The sequence below is a fragment of the Bosea sp. NBC_00550 genome, from assembly GCF_026020075.1.
Lineage (GTDB): Bacteria > Pseudomonadota > Alphaproteobacteria > Rhizobiales > Beijerinckiaceae > Allobosea.
The window spans coordinates 4236731-4259598 of the sequence record NZ_CP102772.1 but is presented as its reverse complement, the minus strand read 5'-3'; the positions used below and the strand labels follow the sequence as shown (position 1 = coordinate 4259598).

Below are 22868 nucleotides of genomic sequence, written 5' to 3'. Positions count from 1 at the left end.
CCGGCAATGTCGCTGGCCACTCATTCGGGCCCAGGCAGCCATGCCTGGGCGGCTAGCGTCAGAAGACTAGACAATCATGAAGGTCACGGTCGAACGTTCCACGCTGCTCAAGTCGCTCGGCCACGTCCATCGCGTGGTGGAGCGTCGTAACACGATCCCGATCCTGTCGAACCTGCTGCTCAGCGCCGATGAAAGCGGCCTGCGCCTCAAGGCGACCGATCTCGATATCGAAGTGGTGGAGACGATCGCGGCCGACGCAGCCGAGCCCGGCGCCACGACCGTCCCGGCCCACACCCTCTACGACATCGTCCGCAAATTGCCCGATGGTGCGCAGGTCTCGCTGGAGACGACTGGCGATAGCGGCCTCGTGCTGCGCTCGGGCCGCTCGCGCTTCCAGCTCCAGACGCTGCCGGAAAGCGATTTCCCCGACATCACCGCCGGCGAGATGGCCCATCGCTTCGTGCTGCCGGCCGGCGAGCTGAAGCGCCTGATCGACAAGACCCAGTTCGCGATCTCGACCGAAGAGACGCGCTACTATCTGAACGGCATCTATCTCCACACCATCGATGTCGACGGCCGCCCCGTCCTGCGCGCCGTCGCGACCGACGGCCACCGCCTCGCCCGCGTCGATACCGCAGCCCCGCAAGGGTCGGTCGGGATGCCCGGCGTGATCGTGCCGCGCAAGGCCGTCGCCGAGATCCAGAAGCTGCTGGAGGACGGCGAGAGCGAGGTCGCGGTCGAGCTTTCGGCCTCGAAGATCCGCGTCGCCACCGCCAGCGTGGTGCTGACCTCGAAGCTGATCGACGGCACCTTCCCCGACTACCAGCGCGTCATCCCGAGCGGCAACGACAAGCGTTTGACCGTCGACAGGGGCGATTTCGCGGCTAGCGTCGACCGCGTCTCGACCATCTCGTCCGAGCGCGGCCGGGCCGTGAAGCTTTCGATGGCGGACGGGCGGATGACGCTCTCGGTCACCAACCCCGATTCCGGCTCGGCGACCGAGGAGGTCGAGGTCGACTACGAGGCGAGCCCGCTCGATATCGGCTTCAATGCCCGTTACCTCATGGACATCGCCGCCCAGCTCGACGGCGACACCGCGCTGCTCAAGCTCGCCGACCCCGGTTCGCCGACCGTGATCCAGGACCGCGAAGGCGCTTCCGCGCTCTATGTGCTGATGCCGATGCGCGTCTGACCGCCGCGCATGTCTCTTTGGGACGGAACCACCGCCGTCATTCCGTTCTCGGGCCGAATTGCCCGGAGGAGTTGTCCGTTCCGTGACGGCCGTTGCGCGCCTGATCCTGCAGGATTTCCGTTCCTATGAGGCCCTCGATCTTCCGGTCGAGGGCCAAATCGTTGCGCTCATCGGCGAGAACGGAGCCGGCAAGACCAATATCCTCGAAGCGCTCTCGCTGTTCACGCCGGGACGCGGCCTGCGCCGGGTCGAACTTGCGACGATGGCGCGGCAGGGCGGCGACGGCTCCTTTGCCGCTTCGATCACCCTCGGCGACGATGCGGGCCGGCTCGGCATCGGGCTCGGGCCTCTCGACGGCGAAGGACGACGGCCGCGGCTTGCCCGGATCGACGGCGCCTCCGTCGGCTCGGCGCTCGCCTTCAGCGACTATCTGCGCCTGGTCTGGCTGACGCCCGATCTCGACGGGCTGTTCCGCGGCGCGGCCGGCGACCGCCGCCGCTTCCTCGACCGTCTCGTGCTGGCGATCGACCCGAGCCACGCCACCCGCTCGAATGCGCTGGAGCGGGCGCTGCGCTCGCGCAACCGCATCCTCGAAGAGAGCCCCGGGCAGGGCCAGTGGCTCGACGCCGTCGAGCGCGAGATCGCCGAGCTCGGCATCGCGGTCGCGGCCGCCCGCGCCGAGACAGTGGCCCGGCTCTCCGCCATCATCGCCGAGACGCGCGACGACGCCTCGCCCTTCCCGCATGCCGTGATCGCGCTCACCGGCGAGATCGACGATCTCGTCACGCGCCTGCCGGCCGTCGATGCCGAGGACGCCTATCGGGGCCTGCTGCGCCAGGGCCGCCATCGCGACCGCGCGGCCGGGCGCACCCTTGCCGGGCCACAGGCTTCGGATCTCGAGGTCCGCCATGGGCCGAAGGACATCCCCGCGGGACAAGGCTCGACCGGCGAGCAGAAGGCGCTGCTGATCGGCCTCGTGCTCGCCCATGCCCGGCTCGTCGCGGCGATGAGCGGGCTGCCGCCGCTGGTACTGCTCGACGAAGTCGCCGCCCATCTCGATCCCCGCCGGCGCGCGGCGCTCTATGAGGGCCTGACCGGTCTCGGCTGCCAGGTCTGGATGACCGGCGCGGATGCGGCCCTGTTCGGCGATCTGCCGGCCGGCGCGCAGCGCCTCGCGGTCACGCCGGGGCGGATCGATCCGATCGACTGATCGATCGCACCACCCTTCCCGATGGGACGATCCGGCGCTTTGCTGGTAGCATCGGGCAAAAGATCGGGAGGAAACCATGGAATTCACCAGCCTCGCCTTGTTCGCCGGGGTTTATTTCCTCGCGGTCGCCTCGCCGGGGCCCGCGGTCGCGGCGCTGGTCGCGCGCTCGCTGTCGAGCGGGTTCCGGCGCTCGCTGCCCTTCGCCGCCGGCATCGCGGCGGGCGATCTCATCTGGTTCACGCTGACCGCGCTGGGCCTGAGCGTGCTGATGCAGAGCTTCCACGGCGTCTTCGTCGCGATCAAATATGCGGGCTGCGCCTATCTCGTCTACCTCGCCTGGAAGCTCTGGACAGCCCCGGCCGAGGCGCCGAAGCCCTCCGCCGCCGCACGCGGCGAGGGCTGGCGCCTGTTCCTCGGCGGCATCGCGCTGACGCTCGGCAATCCGAAGGTCATGGTGTTCTTCATGTCCATCCTGCCGCTGGTGATCGACCTGAATGCGCTCACCCCGCTGGCCTTTGTCGAGGTGACGGCGCTGACGATGCCGATCATCGGCGGGACGATGCTGGCCTATGCCTATGCGGCCGACCGGGCGCGGCGCCTCGTCGCCAGCGGGCGGGCGATGCGCTGGATCAACCGGGCGACCGGCGGGGTGATGGCGGGCGCGGCCGCGGCGATCGCGGCGCGGGGCTGAGCGATCTTGGCTCTGGCGGCTGGGCTGCTCGATCTCGGCTTCGCGCTGTTCCACGCGGCTTTCCGGCGTCTCTTCGGCTGGCCGGAGCGGCTCGCGCCCTCCGGCAGCCTGAACACCGCGATCACGCAGACGCTCAACGTGATGCTGATCTTCGTCTTCCTCGCCTATGGCGCGACGCTGATCTGGCAATCCGGGCAGGGAAGCGTGCATCCGCTGCTGCCGCTCGCGGGCGGCGCCTTCTGGGGCCTGCGGCTTGCCCTGCAATTCGTCTGGTTCGATCTCAAGCCCTGGCCCTCGAAGCTGATCACCGCCATCTTCGCGCTGACAACCGTGATCCATCTGCTGGCAGTCAAAGGCTGAAGCTCGCCAACCTTCACGCAGTCATCCCGGACGGAGCAAAGCGGAGATGCGGGGTCCATCGCAGAGCGCCGCGCCTTCGATGGATCCCCGGCCAAGCGCGGGATGACGCGTGGTTCCGAGCAGTATCGACACAGCTTTGGAAGCCGAAAGGCTGGCCAAGCGCGTCCGGCTGCGGCACACCCCTTCATCATGTCGCAATCCCGCGAATCAGACGCCCGCGCGATCCTCAAATCGGTGTTCGGCTACGACGATTTCCGCCCCGGACAATGGGAGGTGATCGAAGCCGCGCTGTCCGGCCGCGACGTCTTCGCGGTGATGCCGACCGGCTCCGGCAAATCGATGTGCTATCAGCTGCCGGCACTGGTGGCAGGCGGGCTCACCCTCGTCGTCTCGCCGCTGATCGCGCTGATGCGCGACCAGGTCGGCCAGTTGCTGCGCGCCGGCGTTTCCGCCGCCTCGCTCAATTCGATGAACAGCGAGAGCGAGGCGGCGCAAGCCTGGGACCAGCTCAATGCCGGGGAGCTGCGGCTGCTCTTCGTCTCGCCCGAGCGATTGACCGGCGAAGGGCTGGTTTCGCGCCTGAAGCGCCTCGGCGTGACCAGGCTCGCCATCGACGAGGCTCACTGCGTCTCGCAATGGGGCCATGACTTCCGCCCGGAATACCGCCTGCTCGCCAAGACGCGCGAGGCGCTCGGCGGTGTGCCGGTGACCGCGCTGACCGCCACGGCCGACCGGGAGACGCAGGCCGACATCGCCCAGCAGCTCTTCCCGCAGCCGCCGCAGATGGTGGTGCATTCCTTCGACCGGCCGAACCTCAAGCTCGCCTTCGCGCCGAAGGACCAGCCGCGCCGGCAGATCGACGACTTCCTGCGCCGGCACCGCAACGGCTCCGGCATCGTCTACTGCTCCTCGCGCAGCAAGACCGAGCGTCTCGCCGCGGCCTTAAGCGAAAAGGGCTGGAACGCGCTCGCCTACCATGCCGGCCTCGAGCAGGCCGAGCGCAATCGCAATCAGGATGTCTTCCTGCAGGAAGACGGCGTCGTCGTCTGCGCCACCATCGCCTTCGGCATGGGCATCAACAAGCCTGACGTGCGCTTCGTCGTCCATGCCGACATGCCCGGTTCGATCGAGAGCTACTATCAGGAGATCGGCCGCGCCGGGCGCGACGGGCTGCCGGCGGACACGCTGACGCTCTACGGCGTCGAAGACATGGCGCTGCGCCGCCGCCAGATCGACGAGAAGCCGGTCGACGAGGAGCGCAAGCGCATCGAGCACAAGCGCCTCAACGCGATGATCGACCTGTGCGAGAACGCGCTCTGCCGGCGCAGCGCGCTGCTCGCCTATTTCGGCGAGGAGACGCCGCCCTGCCGGCACGGGCAGGCCGCGTTTCGCTGCGATCTCTGCGGCACCGAGGCTCCGGCGCTTGCCGATGCGACGCTCGATGCGCGCAAGCTCCTCTCGGCGGTGATACGCTCGGGCGAGCGCTTCGGCGCCGCGCATCTCGCCGACATCCTCACCGGCACGACGACGGAAGCGATCCGCCGCCAGAACCATGACGGGCTCAAGACGTTCGGCGTCGGCTCCGACAAACCGAAAGCGGCCTGGGCGGGACTGACGCGCAAGCTCTTCGCCGCCGGCGCGCTGGCCGAGGCCAGCGTCGAACATGGCGGCTTCAGACTGACCCCGAGGGGCGAGGACATCCTGTTCGGGCGCGAGAGCATCGCGCTCAGGGCCGACGCCTTCGCGGAACGTCGTTCACGGCGCTCCGAGCGCGACGCGGCGCGCGCCGACGGGCTCGACGAGGGCACCGCCGCGCTGTTCGAGCATCTGCGCAAGCTCCGGCTCCAGATGGCCCGAGAGGAGGGCGTGGCGGCCTACATCATCTTCACCGACCGCACGCTGATCGCGATGGCGCGCGAGCGGCCGCTCGGGTTGGAGGAGATGCGGGGCATCGAAGGGGTCGGCGAGCGCAAGCTCGCGCAATATGGCGAGGCCTTCATCGAGGCGATCGCGGGCTTTTCCGCCTGACACTGGTAACCACGCCTCAGCGGCAACCGAAGCCGGGGTTGGATCGTGGCTCCGGATGGGGCATCCTGATCGCGCAGGGCGCTACGGCGGCGTCCCGGCAAGCCGAACGGTCCATGGACAAAACCCGCGAACAGTTCGCCGATCTGGTCGAACATTCGGACGTCCTGCTCGCGGTCTATGACGAGACCGATCGCCTGCGCCTTGCCAACGACGCCTTCCGGCGGACCTTCCATCTCGCGCCCGGCGAAACTCCGACCTGGACCGAGATCATGCGCCGGAACCACACCGCCTTCAAAGGCACGGCGATCCAGGCCAGCGATCTCGAAGCCTGGCTGACCTCGACCCAGTCGCGGCGCGGCAAGACGCCGTTTCGGGCCTATGAGACCGATCTCGTCGACGGGCGCTGGCTGTGGATGACCGAAACCGTCCGGCCCAATGGCTGGATGCTCTGCATCGCGAGCGAGATCAGCGACCTGCGCCGCGAGGAAAGGCTGCTCCGGCAGGATCGCGACCTGGCGATGCGCGCGGCCCAGACCGACGAACTGACCAGCACCGCCAATCGCCGCTTCGTCTTCGGCCGGCTGGAAGCACTGATCAAGGCGGCAGCGCTCGTGCCGGACAGCGCGCTCAGCGTCTGCCTGTTCGACATCGACCTGTTCAAGAGCATCAACGACCGCTTCGGCCATCAAGGCGGCGACATGGTGCTGCGCCATTTCACCAATCTCGTGCATGGCGTGATCCGGCGGACCGATTGCTTCGGCCGGATCGGCGGCGAGGAGTTCATGCTGGTCATGCCGGGATCGCCGGCCGAGAACTCGGTGGTCTTCGTCCAGCATCTGCTGGCGCAGGCCCGCACGGCACATCCCCTGCCCGATCGGCCAGCGGTAAGCTATACCTGCTCGGCCGGTGTCGCCACCTACCAGCCCGGCGATACCGCGGCCACGATCTATGGCCGCGCCGACCGCGCGCTCTACCGCGCCAAGACTGAAGGGCGCGACAGGGTGCAGCTCAGCATGGAGGCACTGCCTCTCGCGGGGCGATCCTGACGAGATCGCGCCTCCCGCGTACACGCACGCGTAGGCGCGTGAAAAAGCCATCGTCAGTCCCTATATTGCAGTTTCGAATCAGGATCATCGCGGGCGCCCGCTCGCCCGTTCAGGGACCATTTCATGACCGATGCCGCGCTCAGCGCCCAGCCCGACGATTACGGCGCCGATTCCATCAAGGTTCTCAAGGGCTTGGATGCAGTTCGCAAGCGGCCGGGCATGTATATCGGCGACACCGATGACGGCTCGGGCCTGCACCACATGGTCTATGAAGTCGTCGACAACGCCATCGACGAAGCGCTTGCCGGCCACGCCAACCTCGTCACGGTGACGCTGAACGCCGAGGGATCGGTCACCGTGACCGACAACGGCCGCGGCATTCCCACCGATATCCACAGCGAGGAAGGCATCTCGGCGGCCGAGGTCATCATGACCCAGCTCCATGCCGGCGGTAAGTTCGACCAGAACTCCTACAAGGTCTCGGGCGGCCTGCACGGCGTCGGCGTCTCCGTCGTCAACGCGCTCTCGGTCTCGCTCAAGCTGCGCATCTGGCGCGGGGGCCACGAGCACTTCATGGAATTCCGCCATGGCGATGCGGTGGCGCCGCTCGCGGTGGTCGGCCCGCAGGGCGACAAGCGCGGTACGGAGGTCACCTTCCTGCCGTCACAAGAGACCTTCACCATGGTGGAGTTCGATTACAAGACGCTGGAGCACCGGCTGCGCGAACTCGCCTTCCTGAACTCCGGCGTGCGTATCGTGCTGACCGATGCTCGCCATGCCGAAATCGTCCGCGAAGAGCTGATGTACGACGGCGGCGTCGAGGCCTTCGTGCGCTATCTCGACCGCGCCAAGACAGCGGTGATCGAGAAGCCGATCATGCTGAGCTCGGAGAAGGACGGCATCACCGTCGACGTCGCGCTGTGGTGGAACGACAGCTACCACGAGAACGTGCTCTGCTTCACCAACAACATCCCGCAGCGCGATGGCGGCACCCATCTCGCCGGCTTTCGCGCCGCGCTGACGCGCCAGATCACCGGCTATGCCGAAAGCTCGGGGATCTCGAAGAAGGAGAAGATCTCGCTCACCGGCGACGATTGCCGCGAAGGCCTGACCGCGATCGTCTCGGTCAAGGTGCCCGATCCGAAGTTCTCCTCGCAGACCAAGGACAAGCTGGTCTCCTCCGAGGTGCGTCCGGTCGTCGAGAACGTCGTCAACCAGGCCCTGTCCGAGTGGCTCGAAGAGCATCCCAACGAAGCCAAGACCATCGTCGGCAAGGTGGCGGAAGCCGCTGCCGCGCGCGAAGCCGCGCGCAAGGCGCGCGACCTCACCCGCCGCAAGGGCGCGCTCGATATCGCCTCGCTCCCGGGCAAGCTCGCCGACTGCCAGGAGCGCGATCCGGCCAAGTCCGAGCTGTTCATCGTCGAGGGTGACTCGGCCGGCGGCTCCGCCAAACAGGGCCGTGCTCGCGAATACCAGGCCGTGCTGCCGCTGCGCGGCAAGATCCTCAACGTCGAGCGTGCCCGCTTCGACAAGATGCTCTCCTCCGACCAGGTCGGCACGCTGATCACGGCGCTCGGCGCCGGTATCGGCCGGGCTGAGGCCGACCAAGGCGGCTTCAACCTGGCGAAGCTGCGCTACCACAAGATCATCATCATGACCGACGCCGACGTCGATGGCGCCCATATCCGCACGCTGCTGCTGACCTTCTTCTATCGGCAGATGCCGGAACTGATCGATGCCGGCCATCTCTTCATCGCCCAGCCGCCGCTCTACAAGGCGGCGCGCGGCAAGAGCCACGTCTATCTCAAGGACGAGCGGGCGCTGGAGCAATACCTGATCGACTCGACGCTGGAGGGGGCGACCTTCCGCACCAGCGAGGGCGTCGAGCGCGGCGGAACCGATCTGCGCGCGCTGATCGAGGAGGCCCGCAGCGTCCGCAATGCGCTCGCCCAGCTCCATTCGCGCTACGACCGGCGCGTCGTCGAGCAGATGGCGATCGCAGGGGTGCTTCACCCGCTGAGCGAGGACAACGAGGCGCAGGCGAACGAAGCGGCGGCCGCGATCGCGAAACGGCTCGATGCGATCTCGGACGAGCTGGAACGCGGCTGGGAAGGCAAGATCGTCGATGGCGGCTTCGTGTTCTCGCGCATGATCCGCGGCGTGAAGCAGGCGGCGACGATCGATGCCGGGCTGCTCGCCAGCGCGGAAGCCCGCAAGCTCGATGCCGCGGCGATTTCCCTGCAGGAAGCCTATGCCAAGCCAGCGATGCTCGCCCGCAAAGGCGATTCCTTCCCCATCAACGGCCCCACCGACCTGTTCGATGCGGTCTCGGCCATCGGCAAGAAGGGCGTCGCGCTGCAGCGCTACAAAGGGCTGGGCGAGATGAACCCCGACCAGCTCTGGGAGACGACGCTCGACCGCGACGTCCGCACGCTGCTGCGCGTCAAGAACGACCAGAACGACGAGGCCGACGATCTCTTCGTCAAGCTGATGGGCGATGTCGTCGAGCCGCGCCGCGAGTTCATCCAGACCAACGCGCTCAACGCGACCGTCGATATCTGATTTCGGCGCCGAAGCCGGCACGGCGTTTCAAAGCCCGCGCAGACAGTGTCTGCGCGGGCTTTGCCATTACTTGAAGCCGATCAGCACGCCGTCGGCGCCGAGCGACAGCTGCAACCCTTTGCGGCGCGTCGCCAGCTTCATGGTCACGCCGTTGGTGTTGCGCAGCCAGAGCGTGCCGCTTCCCTGGTCGCCAAGGGCCCAGCCCTCGCGCAGCTGGACATAGGCGCCGGCGAAATCCTCGCGCCGCGTCAGCCCGTAGACCGTCCCGTTTGCGGTCAGGCGCGAGGCGCCGATGCCGCCGAAGCCGAGCCCTCCGACGGTCAGGCCATAGTTCCGGCCGCGAAAGGTGAGCGTACCGCCGCCCACCTGGCCCGAGCCGATGAAAGCGACCTGGACCTGCTGGATTCGGACCTTCCCCGTCGCCGGCCCGAGATTGCTCTGCTGCGCGTTGACCGGCCCAGCCAGCATCAGCGTCGCCGCGAGCATGATACCGGCCTTTGCCAGCGTAGCGGTCTTTGCAATCTGCTTCATCATGGCTGCCTCGCTCCTCAGAAGGGGTTGATGTAGTTGGTGATGGCGATCTGCCGGAGGAGGACCTTCCGGATCACATGAGCGGCCTTCACCCGGTCGGTGAAGATCGCGGCGGCGCCGATGCTGCCCGCCGGCAGGGACCGGGCGAAGGCGGCATCGTCGATTCTCACGCGCACCACGAAGGGAGCCGCCTGGATGGCGCCCGGCGTCACCGCTGCCCCCGAGGTGTGGACCTGCCCGGTGGATACCGCCTGCAGGATGCTCTCCACCTTGCCGGTCTGCACCGTTCCCGGCGTCATCTTGAAGGTCAGCTCCACCGGCTGTCCCGGCGCGAGATAACGCGCATCGGTCTGGTTGATCTCGACACCGACGATCGTATCGGCGGTGTCGATGAAAGCCATGACCGGCGAGAGCGGCAGGCTGGCGACGCGCGCTCCCTTCCGAAGCGCGACATTGGTGACATAGCCGTCGGCGGGCGCGCGCACCGTCGTCTTTTCCAGATTCCACTTGGCGCCTTCGAGCTGGGCCCGCAGCTGATCGACGGAAGCCTGACGTTCCTCGACGTCGAAAGCCCGGCCGGTGCCCTGGGTCTGGAGCTGGGTCATCTGGGAGAGACGCGTCTCCTGAAGCTTGAGCTGCGCCTGGATCGCATCGACCTGGGCCTGGAACGGCGTCGGATCGATGCGGAAGAGCACATCCCCGGTCTTCAATGGCTGGTTGGCCTGGACGGGAACCTCGATCACCTCGCCGGCGACGTCGGGCACGATCGCGACCGAGTTGCGCACCACCAGCACGCTGCCCTGAGGAGCGCCCCAGTTCATAGGGATGAATAGACCAATGAGCAGAAGCAGCAGGACGAGGACCGGCGAAACCTTCCAGAACATATTGAAGGGCACGACCCTGAGTTTCACCAGGATGAAGAGCAGGGCGAGATAGAAGTTGAGCAGAACGACTATCATCGCGCCGCCTCCGTCCCGGAGGACGAGTGGCCCGGCCTCGCCGGTACATCGACATAGGCCCAGATCAGCACGACCGGCCAGAGCACGAAGCCCAGGAAGAGCGTGACCCAGCCGCCGATCGAAACCGCCTCGGCCCAGGGATGATTGCGCCGCCGCGCGACCATGCCGGGCCACATCGCCATGAAGACGACGACAAAGACCGTGCTGGAGGCGAGGACCACCAGAACGATCCATGCGAAGATATCGAGACCGGACATGTCTTCCCCTGTCGTCCCTGCACGCCCTTCAGGCGATCGGATTGAGCGGCGGCAGCGGCTCGACCACCCGATGAGGCGGCGATCGATTCTGACGATGGAAGGTGGTCACGGCGCTGGCGAAGGCGGCTCCCGCCGCCCGGTCCCAGGCCGGGCCCGCGCCGAACAAAGCGCGTTCGAGCCGGGCCAAGGCGGGAGCCAAAGCGCTCGACCGCACACGCTGCTGCTCGTCGGGTGGCAAGCGGCGGAGCCAGTGCGAGGACGCCTGATAGGTTTTCGAGGCATCCCCGGCCCTGGCTGTGCGCAGCAATTCGCGACGCGCCGCAGCCTCGGACGACCGATGGCGCATTACCGCCTGCTGCCAGAGAGCCGAAAGCTTCGGGCGAAGGACAATAAGAACAGCGGCCAGAATGGCGAGCACGAGGGCAGCGGCGAGCCAGGCCAGCCCGGGCCACCGCTTCTGCGCATCCGGCCGGCCGGCAGCGGGGGCCGCAGCGACCGTCACCGCGACACCCGGCAAGGTCTCCATCCGCGCCTGCTTGTCCGACAGGTTCCACCAGGGCTGGGAGAGCGCCGGGAGCTCATAGCTTCCGGCCCTCTCGAAGACATAGGTGACCTTGTCCGTGCGGTGCCCTTCGACATTGCCGCGATTGCTGCGATCCTCCGCCACGGGCGGATCGGCATAGATACGCACGCCCTCCGGAGCGGCGAAGTGGAACTCGGCCATCCCGAGCGCGGGCACGCCATCGGCCTGCCGCCGGATCAGCCGCACCAGTGCGCTGCCCGGCTTGAATTGCGCCGTCGCGGGATTGGGCGACCAGCTCTGCTCGACATCGACGCGGTCGGCAGCCAGCACCGGGCCCGACGGGTCGATGCCGGGCGGCACGGTCACGTCGATGCGCGTCGGTTCGCCTTTCGCGGAACCCGCCGGCTCGCCGCTGCGATCGAGCAGCGTCACGCTCGGCGCGGGAACGGCGATCGCTCCGCCGCGGCGCGGGAACAGCACGAATTCGAAGCTCTGGCCGACATAGTCCTGCTCGCCGATCCGCTCGCGCATCGTCGTCGCCTGCGTCTCGAAACGCAGGATCTGCGCGCCGGCGGCCTCGGGAACGGCGACGCGCGGCGGGTGAAGCATCTCGCCGGGGAAGAGAACCTCGACATTCAATCGCACGGGCTGGCCGATGACGGCGCCCTGCGCAGGATCGAGCATGGTGCGGATGACCGGCTCGCCTGCGGGAGCCTGCGCCTGCGCGAGGGCCGGGAGAAGAACGAGCAGGAGCGCCAGGACCACCCTCATGGCGCCGTCCCGCCCGGCTGCGCCTGCAGCTGATAGGCGAACTTGGCGCGCAGGAAGTCGGCTGGCTGCGTCTGGACGCGCTTCAGCCAGAGGGCGCGGACCTGTTCGTCGGACATCGGCTTCTCGCCTTCGACCGTCGAATCCTCCCCGCCTTTCTTCGTCTTGTCGAAGACGATCTCATCGGCCTTCGTGTCGGTATTACCGGTATCGCCACCCGTCGTTTTCTTCCGCTCGGCGCGAATGCGCGCGATCTCGCGGTTGTTGAGCGCCACCGGCCAGCCGGGCCGCAAGGCGAGCGCCCGGTCGTAGCGCTTCATCGCATCGTCGTACTGGCCGAGCATCACCAGCGCATTGCCCTGGTCGAAAGCGCCTTCAGCCGTGTCGCGGGCCGCGAAGGCCTGGGCGGCCTCCTTGAAATCCCCGGCGCGGAACAGCGCGATGCCCCGCCAGAGCGGATCGCGGAAGGCTCGCGCCGCATCGGCCGGCCGATTCTCGCCCAGAAGCATCCGCCCGCGCTGATCCGGCGTCAGCCAGAGATCGCGCCAGCCGAGCCGGTAGCTCGCGGCCAGCAATGCGAGGACCGTCGCGACGGCGATGAGGATGTAGGGGGATGATGGCAGCGGGCGGGCGCTTCTCATGCCAGCACCCATCCGCGCCGGAACCACAACAGGGACAGTAGAGCGAGGAACGGGACCAGCCAGTAGCCGGCCTCGCGCCAATGCTCCCCTTCCCCCGTGATGCTCGCCGCCACATCCCGGCTGTCGAGACGGCGCACGACGGCGGTGACGTCCGTCTGGTCCGGCGTCGTCGCGATCGTCACGGCCCCGATCGCCCGCGCAGCCTCCGCCACGCCGCTCGCATCGATCCCCGGCGCTACCAATGCGAGCAACGTCACGCCGGGACCTTTGGTCCGGGCCAGATCGGCGACCGCCTCGGGTGCGATTGTATCCGCCATGACCAGGATCGAGCCGCCATCGGCACTGCCTGCGAGCGCACGCCTCGCGAGCGCCAGCGCCCCGGCGAGATCCTCCCCCTCCTTCGGCATGATGCGCGGCGAGAGGGCCTTGGCGAGATCGAGCACCGCGGCGCTGTCCGGCGTCGCCGGCAGGACGAGATGCGCCGAGCCGGCATAGGCGACGAGCGCCGTCGAAGCCCCTTCGCGCGCGGCCAGGATATCGGCAAGCTTCTGCCGCGCGCGGTCGAGTCGCGTCGGGGCGAGGTCTCCGGTCAGCATGGAAGGCGCGACCTTGAGCACGACCGCGACGGCGGGCTTGGCGTCGGCGAAGGGCGATGGCTCGCGCTGCCAGGCCGGGCCGGCGACGGCGATTGCCGCGATGATCCAGCCCAGGAACAGCCAGTCCGACGGCGTCACGCGCCTATGCTGGTCGGTCCCGACGATGAGATGGGACAGCAGTGCCGGGTCGATCACGCGCCGCCATTGCTGCAGCGTGTCGGAGTGGCGGCGCTGGATCAGCCAGAGCGCGGCCGCAGGAAGCAGCGCCAGCAGCCAGAGCGGCCGCTCGAAATGGAAAGCGGCGAGCGCGCCCATCATCGCGGCGCTCCCGCAATCGCCTGCGGTTCCGGGGCTGGGCTGCGCCTATGCCGGCGCCAGATGAACAATGACTGCGCGAGCATGGTGAGCACCAGCATCGCGGCGATGGGCACCCAGAAGATGTCGCGGCGCGGGCGGAAACTCACCGTATCGATATGGCGGGTCTCGATCTCATCGAGGCGGCGATAGATGTCGGCGAGCTGGGTGCGGTCGAGCGCGCGGAAGAAGCCGCCGCCGGTCGTGTCCGCGACCTCCTTCAGCGCGGCCTCGTCGAGCTTGTCCTCGCCAGCCGCCTGCGGATCGCCGACCGCGACGGTATGGATCACGATGCCCTTGTCCTTGGCGACGCGCGCGGCCTCCGCGGGCGGGACCTTGCTCATGGTGTCGTTGCCATCGGTCAGGGCGATGATCGTCCTGGCCTTGACCGTGCTCTTGGCGAACAGCCCGATGCCGAGGCCGATGGCGTCACCGAAGGCCGTGCGCGGCCCGGCCATGCCGACATCGGTGTCGCGCAACATCGCGCGGCACAGCTCCAGGTCGGTGGTGAAGGGCACCAGCGCGAAAGGCGCATCGCCGAAGACGACGACGCCGACGCGATCGCCCTTGCGGCGCGAGAGGAAGTCGTCGAGCACCTGCTTCACAGCCGTCAGGCGGTCCACGGTCTTGCCGGAGGCATCGACGAAATCCTTGGTGTCCATCGAGCCGGAGAGATCGACGAGGACCAGCAGGTCACGGGTGGGCACGTCGCGATGCAGAGGCGGCTCGATCCATTGCGGCCGGGACAGCGCCGCCAGGGTCATCAGCCAGACCAGCGCCAGGACCAGCAGACGGCCGAGATGGCGCCGCGCGACGACGCCGCCGGAATAGGGCTGCTGCCCGCTCAGCCTTGCCAGCCTGTCGAAGAAGGGCACGCGCAGACCGGCGCGCCGCTCCGCATGGGCCGGCAGCGCGAACCAGACGAGCAGCGGGAGCGGAGCGAGCAGAACGACCCACGGATGAGCGAAGGAGAGCATCGTCACCTCCGCCCTGAAACGCGGCCGCGCTGGCCCCGCAGCCAGACCTTGGCTTGAGCAGCCAACGCAGCAGGGTCCTGTGCGGATGAAGAAGCGTTTGCCGAAAACAGCCCATGCAGGCTGCTGGTCAGTTCCGTCATCGTTTCGCCGGCAGGCGCCGTCTCGACGACGAAGCTCGTCCAGGCCGGCCCCGTCAGGGACGCTACACGCTCCCGCCCATAGGTGACCATCGCGGCGCGCTTCAGTACGGCCGAAACGGCGCCGGGCGCATTGCCAGCAAGCGCCGCCGAGTCGATTTCCGCGGCGGCGCGACGGAGATAGGCGTCGGCGCGATAGCGCTCCCATGCACGCCAGCCTGCCACCGCCAGCGCGGCAGCAGTCGCACCGCCCAAGATCCAGACGCCGGCGGCCGGCGGCCAGAAGGATATCGCCGGAGGCAGCGCCAGATCGGCGAGATTGGCGAGGTCGCCGGGATCGGCGCTCATGGCGCCCTCCCGCTGGCGCTCGCGAGCTTTTGTGCCTGGCGCCGGCCGATCAGCTCGCGCATTTGATCGGCCACGTCACGGTCGGGCGAGATCGCCAGCACCGGGATGGCGCGGCTGCGGGAGAGCTCCGCCAACCGGGCGCGCCATGCTGCCCTTTCATCGGAGAAGCGTTGCCGCAGGGATGCGCCGGAGGCGTCGACCTCGATCTGCGCCTGCCCAGAGCTAAACGTTGCCCGCCCGACATCCGGAAGCTGCTGCTCCAGCGGGTCCTGGATGAAGACGGCGAGGACGTCGTTATGGGCGCAGAGCCGGGTCACCAGCCGGCGGGTCTCGTCATTCTCGCCATCGAGGTCGGAGATAATGCAGATCAGGCCGTCATGCGCCACCATGCGCGCGGCCGCGCTCAGGGCCTCGTTGAGCCGGCCTGCCCCTTGATCGGAGACTGGCGCGTGTTCCAGCGCCGCATTCTGCCTGACGACCTCGCTCAGAACGCGCACGACGCCCTGGTCGCGCGCCTGCGGCTTGACCGTCACCACCCCATCATCGTTGAAGACCACGGCCCCGACACGATCGCCAAGCGAGGTGACCCGCCAGGCGGCAAGCGCGGCAGCCTCCGCCGCCGCAACCGATTTCATCGCGCGCCGGCTGCCGAAGAACATCGTGCTGCGCTGGTCGACGAGCAGGATGACGGGCCGGTCGCGCTCCTCGGAATAGACCCGGACATGCGGGCTGCCGAGCCGCGCCGTCGCGCGCCAATCGATCGTGCGGGTATCGTCGCCCTCGAAATAGTGCCGCAGCTCCTCGAAATTCAGGCCGCGCCCGCGCAGACGCGAGGCGTGGCGCCCAGCGAGGAGGCTGTGCACCGGCTGGCGCGGCAGGAAGCTGAAGCCGCGGGCGCGATGCTTGAGACGAAGGAGGTCGTCGAGCGTGGCGAAAGCGCGGGCGCCCGCAGCCGGAGCCGGCCCTTCCGTCCTCGCTCTTTCCCGCATCAACGCCATGACGCGCCTCGCTACGCCGCAACGGCGACCTGTTTCAGCACCTCGTCGAGAACCGCATCGGCGCTGACGCCCTCGGCGCCCGCCTCGTAGCCGAGCGAAATCCGGTGGCGCAGACAATCATGCGCGACGGCCTGCACATCCTCCGGCGTGACGTAGTCGCGCCCCTGCAGCCAGGCATAGGTGCGGGCGCATTTATCGAGCGCGAGAGAGCCGCGCGGGCTGGCGCCGACCGCGATCCAGTTCTTGAGACGATCACCAAATTCGGCCGGCCGCCGCGTCGCCGCGACGAGCCCGACCATGTAGGTCTCCACGACATCCTTCGTCGTCACGCGATCGATTTCCGTGCGCGCGTCGAAGACCACCTGCTGCGGGATCAGCGCGGGAGCCGCGGCGGGGCTGCCTGCCGTAACGCTTTCCGCGCGAACCAGCCGCATCACCTTCACCTCGTCGGCATCGGAGGGATAATCGATGCGCACATGCATCAGGAAGCGGTCCATCTGCGCCTCGGGCAATGGATAGGTGCCCTCCTGCTCGATCGGGTTCTGCGTCGCGAGGACCATGAAGAGCGGCGGCAGGTCGTAGCGCTTGCCGGCCACGGTGACGTGGCGCTCCTCCATCGCCTCGAGGAGGGCCGACTGAACCTTGGGCGGGGCACGGTTGATCTCGTCGGCCAGGACGAGATTGCCGAAGACCGGCCCCTTGCGGAATTCGAACTGCCCGTCGGCGCGCAGGATCTCGCCGCCCGTCACGTCCGAGGGCAGCAGGTCCGGCGTGAACTGGATACGGCTGAAATCCGATTCCAGATTCTGCGACAGGCTCTTGATCGCCCGCGTCTTGGCAAGGCCGGGCAGGCCTTCCAGCAGCACGTTGCCGTTGGCGAGCAACGCGATGACGATGCGCTCGACCACACGCTCCTGCCCGATGATGTCCTGGTTCATCCGGCTCTGCAGCTCTTTCAATGCATCGCGCGCGGCCTGCCCCGCTTCATCCATTGCCCGACCCTCGACTGTGGCTGGGATCGGAGTGTGACGGAACCCCGGATCAAGTCAGCCTTGTAACCGTTACGGCCGTGAGGACGGGAGCCGGGCAGGCCATCTCATGGCAAGCCGGCGATGCGCGCCCTCTCCGTCCTCGTCAAGCGCGTAACCGTAAACGCCTACAGAGGCGCCACGCGTGCTGGCACACGGATGCGAGGGCTCTCACGGAATCCTGGGAACGACATCGTTGCCGAAGCTGTCCGTCTGGCGCGCGAAACTGTTCTGACCAGCCTGCACATAGTTCGGGCCACCACCCCGTGCCGGCGCCGGGCCGGCATCGAGATAACTGCGCTGGGTAGGCGTGGACGTCACGATCCGCTGCGTTTCCGGCGGCGGCGAGGCCGCATCCTGCGTCGTGCAGGCGCCCAGCACGAATGCGGGGACCATGAGCACGAGCAGGGCGAAGCGTTTCGTCTTGCTGATCTGGGTCATTGCGGCCTTCGGCTTGCGCCGTCCTCTTCGCTGTCCGTGGTTGGTGATCGACTTCCGAGACATCAGCGCTCGCGGACCACGCAGCGAAAACCGACATGGCTGGTGGAGGTGTCGACGGGCTCGGCATGGCGCGCCGCCGGCCGGTAGCGCCGGCAGTAACTCGGCGCGCACAAATGGGAGCCGCCCTTCAGTACCTTGCGGGGAATGTGGATCGTCGGCTGGCGGGGATCGTAGCTCTCGGCCTCCGGCCCCCCGCGCGGGTTCTGCGGCACGCAACAGGCCTTGGGTGCGTCGGCCTGATGGCGCACCGACCAGAAATCGGCTGTCCACTCCCAGACATTGCCGATCATGTCGTAGAGATCATAGCCGTTCGCCGGAAACGCCTTGACAGGCGAGGTGCGGGCCCAGCCGTCATCCTTGGTGTTCTCGCTGGGGAAATTCCCCTGCCAGATATTCGCCATGTGACGGCCGGCCGGCACGAGCTCGTCGCCCCAGGCGAATTCGGCGTCTTCTCGCCCGCCCCAGGCGGCGAATTCCCACTCCGCCTCGGTCGGCAGCGATTTGCCGGCCCACGCCGCATAGGCCTCGGCGTCGCGATAGGCGACATGGACGACGGGATGGTCGTCCATGCCCTTGATCGAGGATCCCGAACCGTAGGGCTTGCGCCAGGTCGCGCCGAACTTGAACGTCCACCACTGCGCCCAGTTGCGCAGATCGACGGGATGCGACGGCGGATCGAACATCAGCGATCCCGCCCGCAGCATATGCGGGAGGGCGCCCGGGTAATCCTTCGGGTCCGGCGCGATCTCGGCGAAGGTGACATGGCCGGTCGCCTCGACGAAGGACCGGAACTGCCGGTTCGTGACCAGCGTCGCATCGATCCAGAACGGGTCGACGCTGACGCGATGGCTCGGCGCCTCCTCCGGATAATGCTTGCCCGACCCCATATGGAAGGTGCCGCCGGCAATGCGGATCATCCCCTCGGTCGCAGCGGGCACGTCCAGAATCGCAGCGTCAACCATCGTCTCGGCCTTTCTTCAGGCGGCTCCCGCCGAGATCGCCCTCGGCCAGAAGTTCTTTCCGAGCCTGCGCCATCGCCTCGCGCGCGTCGTCATCGACCTTCGGGAATTTGAGCTTGCACTTTTCCAGACACTCCACGATCGCGGCGGCGACGAACAGCCGAGTGAACCACTTGTTGTCGGCGGGAACAACATGCCAGGGCGCCGTCTTGGTCGCGGTACTGGCGATGGCCTCCTCATAACTTGCCTGATAGGCGTCCCAGTGGCGGCGCTCGGCGATATCGGCGGGATCGAACTTCCAGTTCTTGTCGGGCTGGTCGATCCGCTCCAGCAGGCGGCGGCGCTGCTCGTCCTTCGAGAGATGAAGGAAGAATTTCAGGATGATGGTCCCGTTTCGCGTCAGGTGGTGCTCGAACTCGCGGATGCTTTTGAAACGCTGCTGCCAGACGTCCTTGCCGATCAGCTTCGGTGCCAGCCCCTGTTTCTTCAGCAGCTCGGGATGGACGCGGACGACGAGGACCTCCTCGTAATAGGACCGGTTGAAGATGCCGATCTCGCCGCGCCCCGGTAGCGCGCAGGTGGCGCGCCAGAGAAAGTTATGGCTCAGCTCCAGCTGGCTCGGCGCCTTGAAGGAGGTGACCCGGCAGCCCTGCGGGTTCACGCCGGACATGACGTGCTCGATCGTGCCGTCCTTGCCGGCGGTGTCGATCGCCTGCAGCACGATGAGCACGGACCAGCGCCTGCCGGCATAGAGCCGCTCCTGCAACTCGTGCAGGCGCCTCACGCCGTCCTGCAGCAGCTGCTTCGCCGCGTCCTTGTCGATATCGAGCCCGCAGGTATCGGCGGGGTCGAAACGCTTCAGGCGGAAGCCGTCTCCGTCGGTCACCCGGAAGCGCTCGATGATGTCATCCGGCCGCATCGCGGGAGCCTTCCAATCCAGGGTTCCGGCAACCGTTGCAATGCGTCGGCATCCCGCTCGACATCTTCCGGCTGAGCATCTCCGATCTTCCACCTTCCCGTGCAGAAAAAGAAGCTCTTCGATCCGGCTTCAGCTTGGGCGATGGCCCCTCAGGAAAAGCCGCGACATCCGGAGGAGAAACGTCATGAGCCAACGGAGCACCCGTCGGTAAACGAGGCCAATTCGGGCAAGGGCCCGGTCGGCGGAGTGCGCCGACCGGGTTTGTGCGTCTCGCTACTTGGGAGCAGCCTTGGCGGCATTGGCCTTGATCTTCGCCTCCACGTCGCGCGCCACCTGATCGATCGAGAAGCTCGGCGCTTCCTGGCTCGGCGGATATTCGATGAAGGTTTCGAGGAAACCGGCCGCCTTGGTCACCAGCCAGCCGGCCAGATAGACGTTGTCGACCAGCCAGGCATTGTACTGGTCCGAGACGATGTCGGCGCGCTCGAAGGGGTCCATGCGCAGGTTGAAGATCTTCGGCACGCGCAGGCAGACGAAGGGCTCCTTCCAGACGTCGAAGCCGCCGGGATACTTCATCTCGCAGAACACGGCCTTCCAGTTCTCGTGGCGATAGGCGACGAGCACGCCGTCATCGTTGAAATAGGCGAAGTCGGTGCGGTTGCCCTTCGGCTGCTGGCCGGTCAGGTAGGGCAGCTGGTTGTAGCCGTCGAGATGGACCTTGAAGGTCTTGTTCTCGACGCTCGTACCCTTGAGCAGGCGCTCCTTGACGTCCGTGTCGCCGGCCGCAGCGAGCAGGGTCGGGAACCAGTCGAGGCCTGAAAACATCTCGTTGGAGACCTCGCCCGGCTTGATCTTTCCAGGCCAGCGGACCATGGCCGGCACGCGGAAGGCGCCTTCCCAGTTCGAATCCTTCTCGTTGCGGAACGGCGAGGTCGCCGCATCCGGCCAGGAGAATCGGTTCGGACCGTTATCCGTGGCGTAAATGACGATGGTGTTGCTTGCAATGCCAAGATCGTCGACCGCCTTCAGCAGCTTGCCGACATCCTCGTCGTGCTCGAGCATGCCGTCGGCGTAGTCGTTGCCGGGCATGCCGCTCTTGCCCTTGTTGGCTTCGCGAATATGCGTGAACACGTGCATGCGCGTCGTGTTCATCCAGGTGAAGAACGGCTTGTTGGCCCGGACCTGACGCTGCATGAAATCGATTGCGCCCGCGGTCGTCTCGTCGTCGATCGTCTCCATCCGCTTCTTGGTCAGCGGGCCGGTATCCTCGATCTTGCCGTCGGCAGAGGCCTTGAGCACGCCGCGCGGCGAGTTGGCCTTGACATAGGCCGTGTCCTGCTTTGGCCAGTACGGCCGCTCGGGCTCCTCCTCGGCATTGAGATGGTAGAGATTGCCGAAGAACTCGTCGAAGCCGTGCCGGGTCGGCAGGTATTCATCGCGGTCACCGAGATGGTTCTTGCCGAACTGCCCGGTCGCGTAGCCGCGGGCCTTGAGCGCCTGGGCAATGGTGATGTCGCGGTCCTGCAGGCCGACCGGCGCGCCGGGAATGCCGACCTTGGTGAGACCGGTGCGCTTGGGCGTCTGCCCCGTGATGAAGGAAGAGCGTCCCGCCGTGCAGCTGTTCTCCGCGTAATAATCGGTGAACATCATGCCTTCCTTGGCGATCCGGTCGATGTTCGGCGTTCTGTAGCCGACCAACCCCTGCGTGTAGGCACTGATGTTCGACTGGCCGATGTCGTCGCCGAAGATCACGAGAATGTTCGGCCGGCTGGGCGCCGATGCAGGCGCGGGCTGCTGAGCCTTCGCCGCGCCCCCCGAGAGACCCAGGACGGCAGCCAGTGCTGCCGCGGCCAGGAATTTATGGCGTTCCATGAAATGCTCCTGGTTTCACATTGCAACCGTGGAGACATAGCTGACACAGCGTTCGTCCGCGCACGCCGCCGAGCATTGCATGGACCAATTTGGGGCTTAAGCCTGTAACGGTTACGGAACCCGGCCTTGTGCGCGCTGGCGCAGGCCGATGGCCGCGGACATGGCGCTGGTCGCGTCGGCGGCCAGATCGTCGACGCCCTCATAGCCGGATGCGCTCGCGACCACGTAGTCGCGGAAGCTGGTGGCCAGGACCTCGCCTGTTGCGAGATCGCCCAGGCGCCAGGAGTAACGCATCTTGGCATCGACGGGGCGAACCGCGATATCGAGCGAAAGCGCCTCATGCGGCGCACAGTAGATGGCCTGGATCGCGTCGGCGGCCGCACGGCGCTCCTCCGGCGGCACGACATGGACCGTGAAGGAAGCCTTCTGCAGCGTCATCGCGAGCGCATCGACGAACAGCTCGGCGCGTGCCGCCATGTCTTCATTGCCCCGCCCGGTATGATCCTGAACGATCACTTGCGCCGAGAGCAGCGGCATGCCGGCCCTCTTCTCGGCGAGATCCCCGCCGGCCTCCGCGCCGTGCGCCAAGGCAGCCCAGTCGAATGCCGGCACGTAACTGCCCTTGGGAAGCGAAATCCTGACCGCCGCTTCAGATCCCACCTGCTCGTAATAGGATGCCAGGGCCGCTCTCAAGCGTGTCGCCTCGATCCTGACGATCGGATCCGTCGCCGGATCGAAGGCTTCATCGCGTCCGAAGACATCGACGCCGATCGTATAAGCCTTGATGCGATCCGCCGTGCCTCTGATGGCCTGCGTCACCACGAAGGACAGGAAGCGCCGGTTGCGCTCCGAAAGACGCAGTTCATCGGAAGTCAGCAATCGTTCGAGAGCTCCGAAGACCTGTTCGGCCCCCGGTGGTTCCCGCCTGCTGTTCAAGCTCTCGCGCATCGCTTCGTCCTCGCCGCTGGACCGAAACCACGTCGATATAATGTACGCTGTTCCAAGTATGACGTGCAGTTGGCCGTGTCAGCAAGCCTGAAGACGCATGGCACACTCGCGATTCCCGACGACCTTAAGAAATTCGCTTCAGGATATCTTGCTCTGTCGCGACCATCAGCGAGCGATACTCTTGCGCCCGTTCGGGGGCAGCGGGCGACGGAGACTTGTCCCAGTAGGAAGCCGCCTCGCAGGCGACTTCATAGGCTTCGCACAACTCCGCAAGCCGCGCATCGCTGCCGAACCGAGCCTTGAGCGCTGGGCGCTTTTGTGGCCACCGGAGCATCAGGCGAGCCAGGCCGCGTCTCTGCGCGTTTTCCATCGCCACGCTTTCATCAGACGAACGGACACATGAATAGTGTGACTCCAGTCCTCGCCGTCGGGACACCATGTAACCGTAACAATCCTGTTTTCG

Annotated in this window: 23 protein-coding genes; 7 read left to right on the top strand and 16 right to left on the bottom strand. The window is 67.0% G+C overall.

The features are described from left to right. Positions 1-76: 76 nt before the first annotated feature. The 7 genes from dnaN (at position 77) to gyrB (ending at position 9089) form a co-directional block, all read left to right on the top strand. Complete coding sequence (dnaN, locus tag NWE53_RS20490; protein ID WP_265051195.1) at positions 77-1192, top strand: DNA polymerase III subunit beta; 1116 nt, start codon at positions 77-79, stop codon at positions 1190-1192. Positions 1193-1274: 82 nt separating this feature from the next. After that, entirely contained in the window at positions 1275-2402 is a 1128-nt protein-coding gene (gene recF, locus NWE53_RS20485) for a DNA replication/repair protein RecF (RefSeq protein WP_265051194.1), read from the top strand. A gap of 76 nt (positions 2403-2478) precedes the next feature. Then, complete coding sequence (locus NWE53_RS20480; protein WP_265051193.1) at positions 2479-3093, top strand: LysE family translocator; 615 nt, start codon at positions 2479-2481, stop codon at positions 3091-3093. Between the two features lie 6 nt (positions 3094-3099). Beyond that, a complete protein-coding gene (locus NWE53_RS20475; protein ID WP_265051192.1) occupies positions 3100-3453 on the top strand; it encodes a hypothetical protein in 354 nt (117 codons plus the stop codon). Between the two features lie 189 nt (positions 3454-3642). Then, complete coding sequence (recQ, locus tag NWE53_RS20470) at positions 3643-5481, top strand: DNA helicase RecQ (protein WP_265051191.1); 1839 nt, start codon at positions 3643-3645, stop codon at positions 5479-5481. A 113-nt stretch (positions 5482-5594) separates the two neighbouring features. Next, positions 5595-6527 (top strand): sensor domain-containing diguanylate cyclase, encoded by a 933-nt coding sequence (locus NWE53_RS20465; protein ID WP_265051190.1) that lies wholly within the window; start codon positions 5595-5597, stop codon positions 6525-6527. Positions 6528-6650: 123 nt separating this feature from the next. Next, entirely contained in the window at positions 6651-9089 is a 2439-nt protein-coding gene (gene gyrB, locus NWE53_RS20460) for a DNA topoisomerase (ATP-hydrolyzing) subunit B (RefSeq protein ID WP_265051189.1), read from the top strand. Positions 9090-9155: 66 nt separating this feature from the next. Here gyrB and NWE53_RS20455 read toward each other — a convergent pair whose 3' ends face one another. From NWE53_RS20455 to NWE53_RS20380, 16 genes are all read right to left on the bottom strand, one after another. Continuing rightward, positions 9156-9623 (bottom strand): hypothetical protein, encoded by a 468-nt coding sequence (locus NWE53_RS20455; protein ID WP_265051188.1) that lies wholly within the window; start codon positions 9621-9623, stop codon positions 9156-9158. A gap of 14 nt (positions 9624-9637) precedes the next feature. Continuing rightward, positions 9638-10579 carry an HlyD family secretion protein gene (locus NWE53_RS20450; protein ID WP_265051187.1) on the bottom strand — a complete coding sequence of 314 codons (942 nt, stop codon included), beginning with the start codon at positions 10577-10579 and terminating at the stop codon, positions 9638-9640. Then, positions 10576-10836: a DUF3302 domain-containing protein gene (locus NWE53_RS20445; RefSeq protein ID WP_265051186.1), complete on the bottom strand. Its 261-nt coding sequence runs from the start codon at positions 10834-10836 to the stop codon at positions 10576-10578. The genes NWE53_RS20450 and NWE53_RS20445 overlap by 4 nt, the downstream gene beginning before the upstream one ends. A gap of 28 nt (positions 10837-10864) precedes the next feature. After that, entirely contained in the window at positions 10865-12130 is a 1266-nt protein-coding gene (locus NWE53_RS20440) for a BatD family protein (protein ID WP_265051185.1), read from the bottom strand. Beyond that, entirely contained in the window at positions 12127-12768 is a 642-nt protein-coding gene (locus NWE53_RS20435) for a tetratricopeptide repeat protein (protein ID WP_265051184.1), read from the bottom strand. The genes NWE53_RS20440 and NWE53_RS20435 overlap by 4 nt, the downstream gene beginning before the upstream one ends. Beyond that, positions 12765-13682 (bottom strand): VWA domain-containing protein, encoded by a 918-nt coding sequence (locus NWE53_RS20430; RefSeq protein ID WP_265051183.1) that lies wholly within the window; start codon positions 13680-13682, stop codon positions 12765-12767. Before NWE53_RS20430 ends, NWE53_RS20435 begins: the two co-directional genes overlap by 4 nt. Next, on the bottom strand, positions 13679-14695 hold the full coding sequence (locus tag NWE53_RS20425) for a VWA domain-containing protein (protein ID WP_265051182.1): 1017 nt from the start codon (positions 14693-14695) through the stop codon (positions 13679-13681). Before NWE53_RS20425 ends, NWE53_RS20430 begins: the two co-directional genes overlap by 4 nt. A 2-nt stretch (positions 14696-14697) precedes the next feature. Further along, positions 14698-15180 carry a DUF4381 domain-containing protein gene (locus tag NWE53_RS20420; protein ID WP_265051181.1) on the bottom strand — a complete coding sequence of 161 codons (483 nt, stop codon included), beginning with the start codon at positions 15178-15180 and terminating at the stop codon, positions 14698-14700. Then, positions 15177-16178 carry a DUF58 domain-containing protein gene (locus tag NWE53_RS20415; protein WP_265051180.1) on the bottom strand — a complete coding sequence of 334 codons (1002 nt, stop codon included), beginning with the start codon at positions 16176-16178 and terminating at the stop codon, positions 15177-15179. The genes NWE53_RS20420 and NWE53_RS20415 overlap by 4 nt, the downstream gene beginning before the upstream one ends. Positions 16179-16189: 11 nt before the next feature. After that, on the bottom strand, positions 16190-17170 hold the full coding sequence (locus NWE53_RS20410; protein WP_265051179.1) for an AAA family ATPase: 981 nt from the start codon (positions 17168-17170) through the stop codon (positions 16190-16192). Positions 17171-17377: 207 nt separating this feature from the next. Then, a complete protein-coding gene (locus tag NWE53_RS20405) occupies positions 17378-17647 on the bottom strand; it encodes a hypothetical protein (RefSeq protein WP_265051178.1) in 270 nt (89 codons plus the stop codon). 62 nt (positions 17648-17709) lie between these two features. After that, positions 17710-18669 carry a formylglycine-generating enzyme family protein gene (locus NWE53_RS20400; protein ID WP_265051177.1) on the bottom strand — a complete coding sequence of 320 codons (960 nt, stop codon included), beginning with the start codon at positions 18667-18669 and terminating at the stop codon, positions 17710-17712. Next, the gene (locus NWE53_RS20395; RefSeq protein WP_265051176.1) at positions 18662-19585 is read right to left on the bottom strand and encodes a polyphosphate kinase 2 family protein; all 924 of its coding nucleotides are present in this window, start codon (positions 19583-19585) and stop codon (positions 18662-18664) included. The genes NWE53_RS20400 and NWE53_RS20395 overlap by 8 nt, the downstream gene beginning before the upstream one ends. 273 nt (positions 19586-19858) lie before the next feature. After that, positions 19859-21457 carry an arylsulfatase gene (locus NWE53_RS20390; RefSeq protein WP_265051175.1) on the bottom strand — a complete coding sequence of 533 codons (1599 nt, stop codon included), beginning with the start codon at positions 21455-21457 and terminating at the stop codon, positions 19859-19861. Between the two features lie 111 nt (positions 21458-21568). Next, entirely contained in the window at positions 21569-22336 is a 768-nt protein-coding gene (locus NWE53_RS20385) for a hypothetical protein (RefSeq protein WP_265051174.1), read from the bottom strand. 193 nt (positions 22337-22529) lie between these two features. Then, entirely contained in the window at positions 22530-22775 is a 246-nt protein-coding gene (locus tag NWE53_RS20380; RefSeq protein ID WP_265051173.1) for a hypothetical protein, read from the bottom strand. Between the last annotated feature and the right edge of the window lie 93 nt (positions 22776-22868).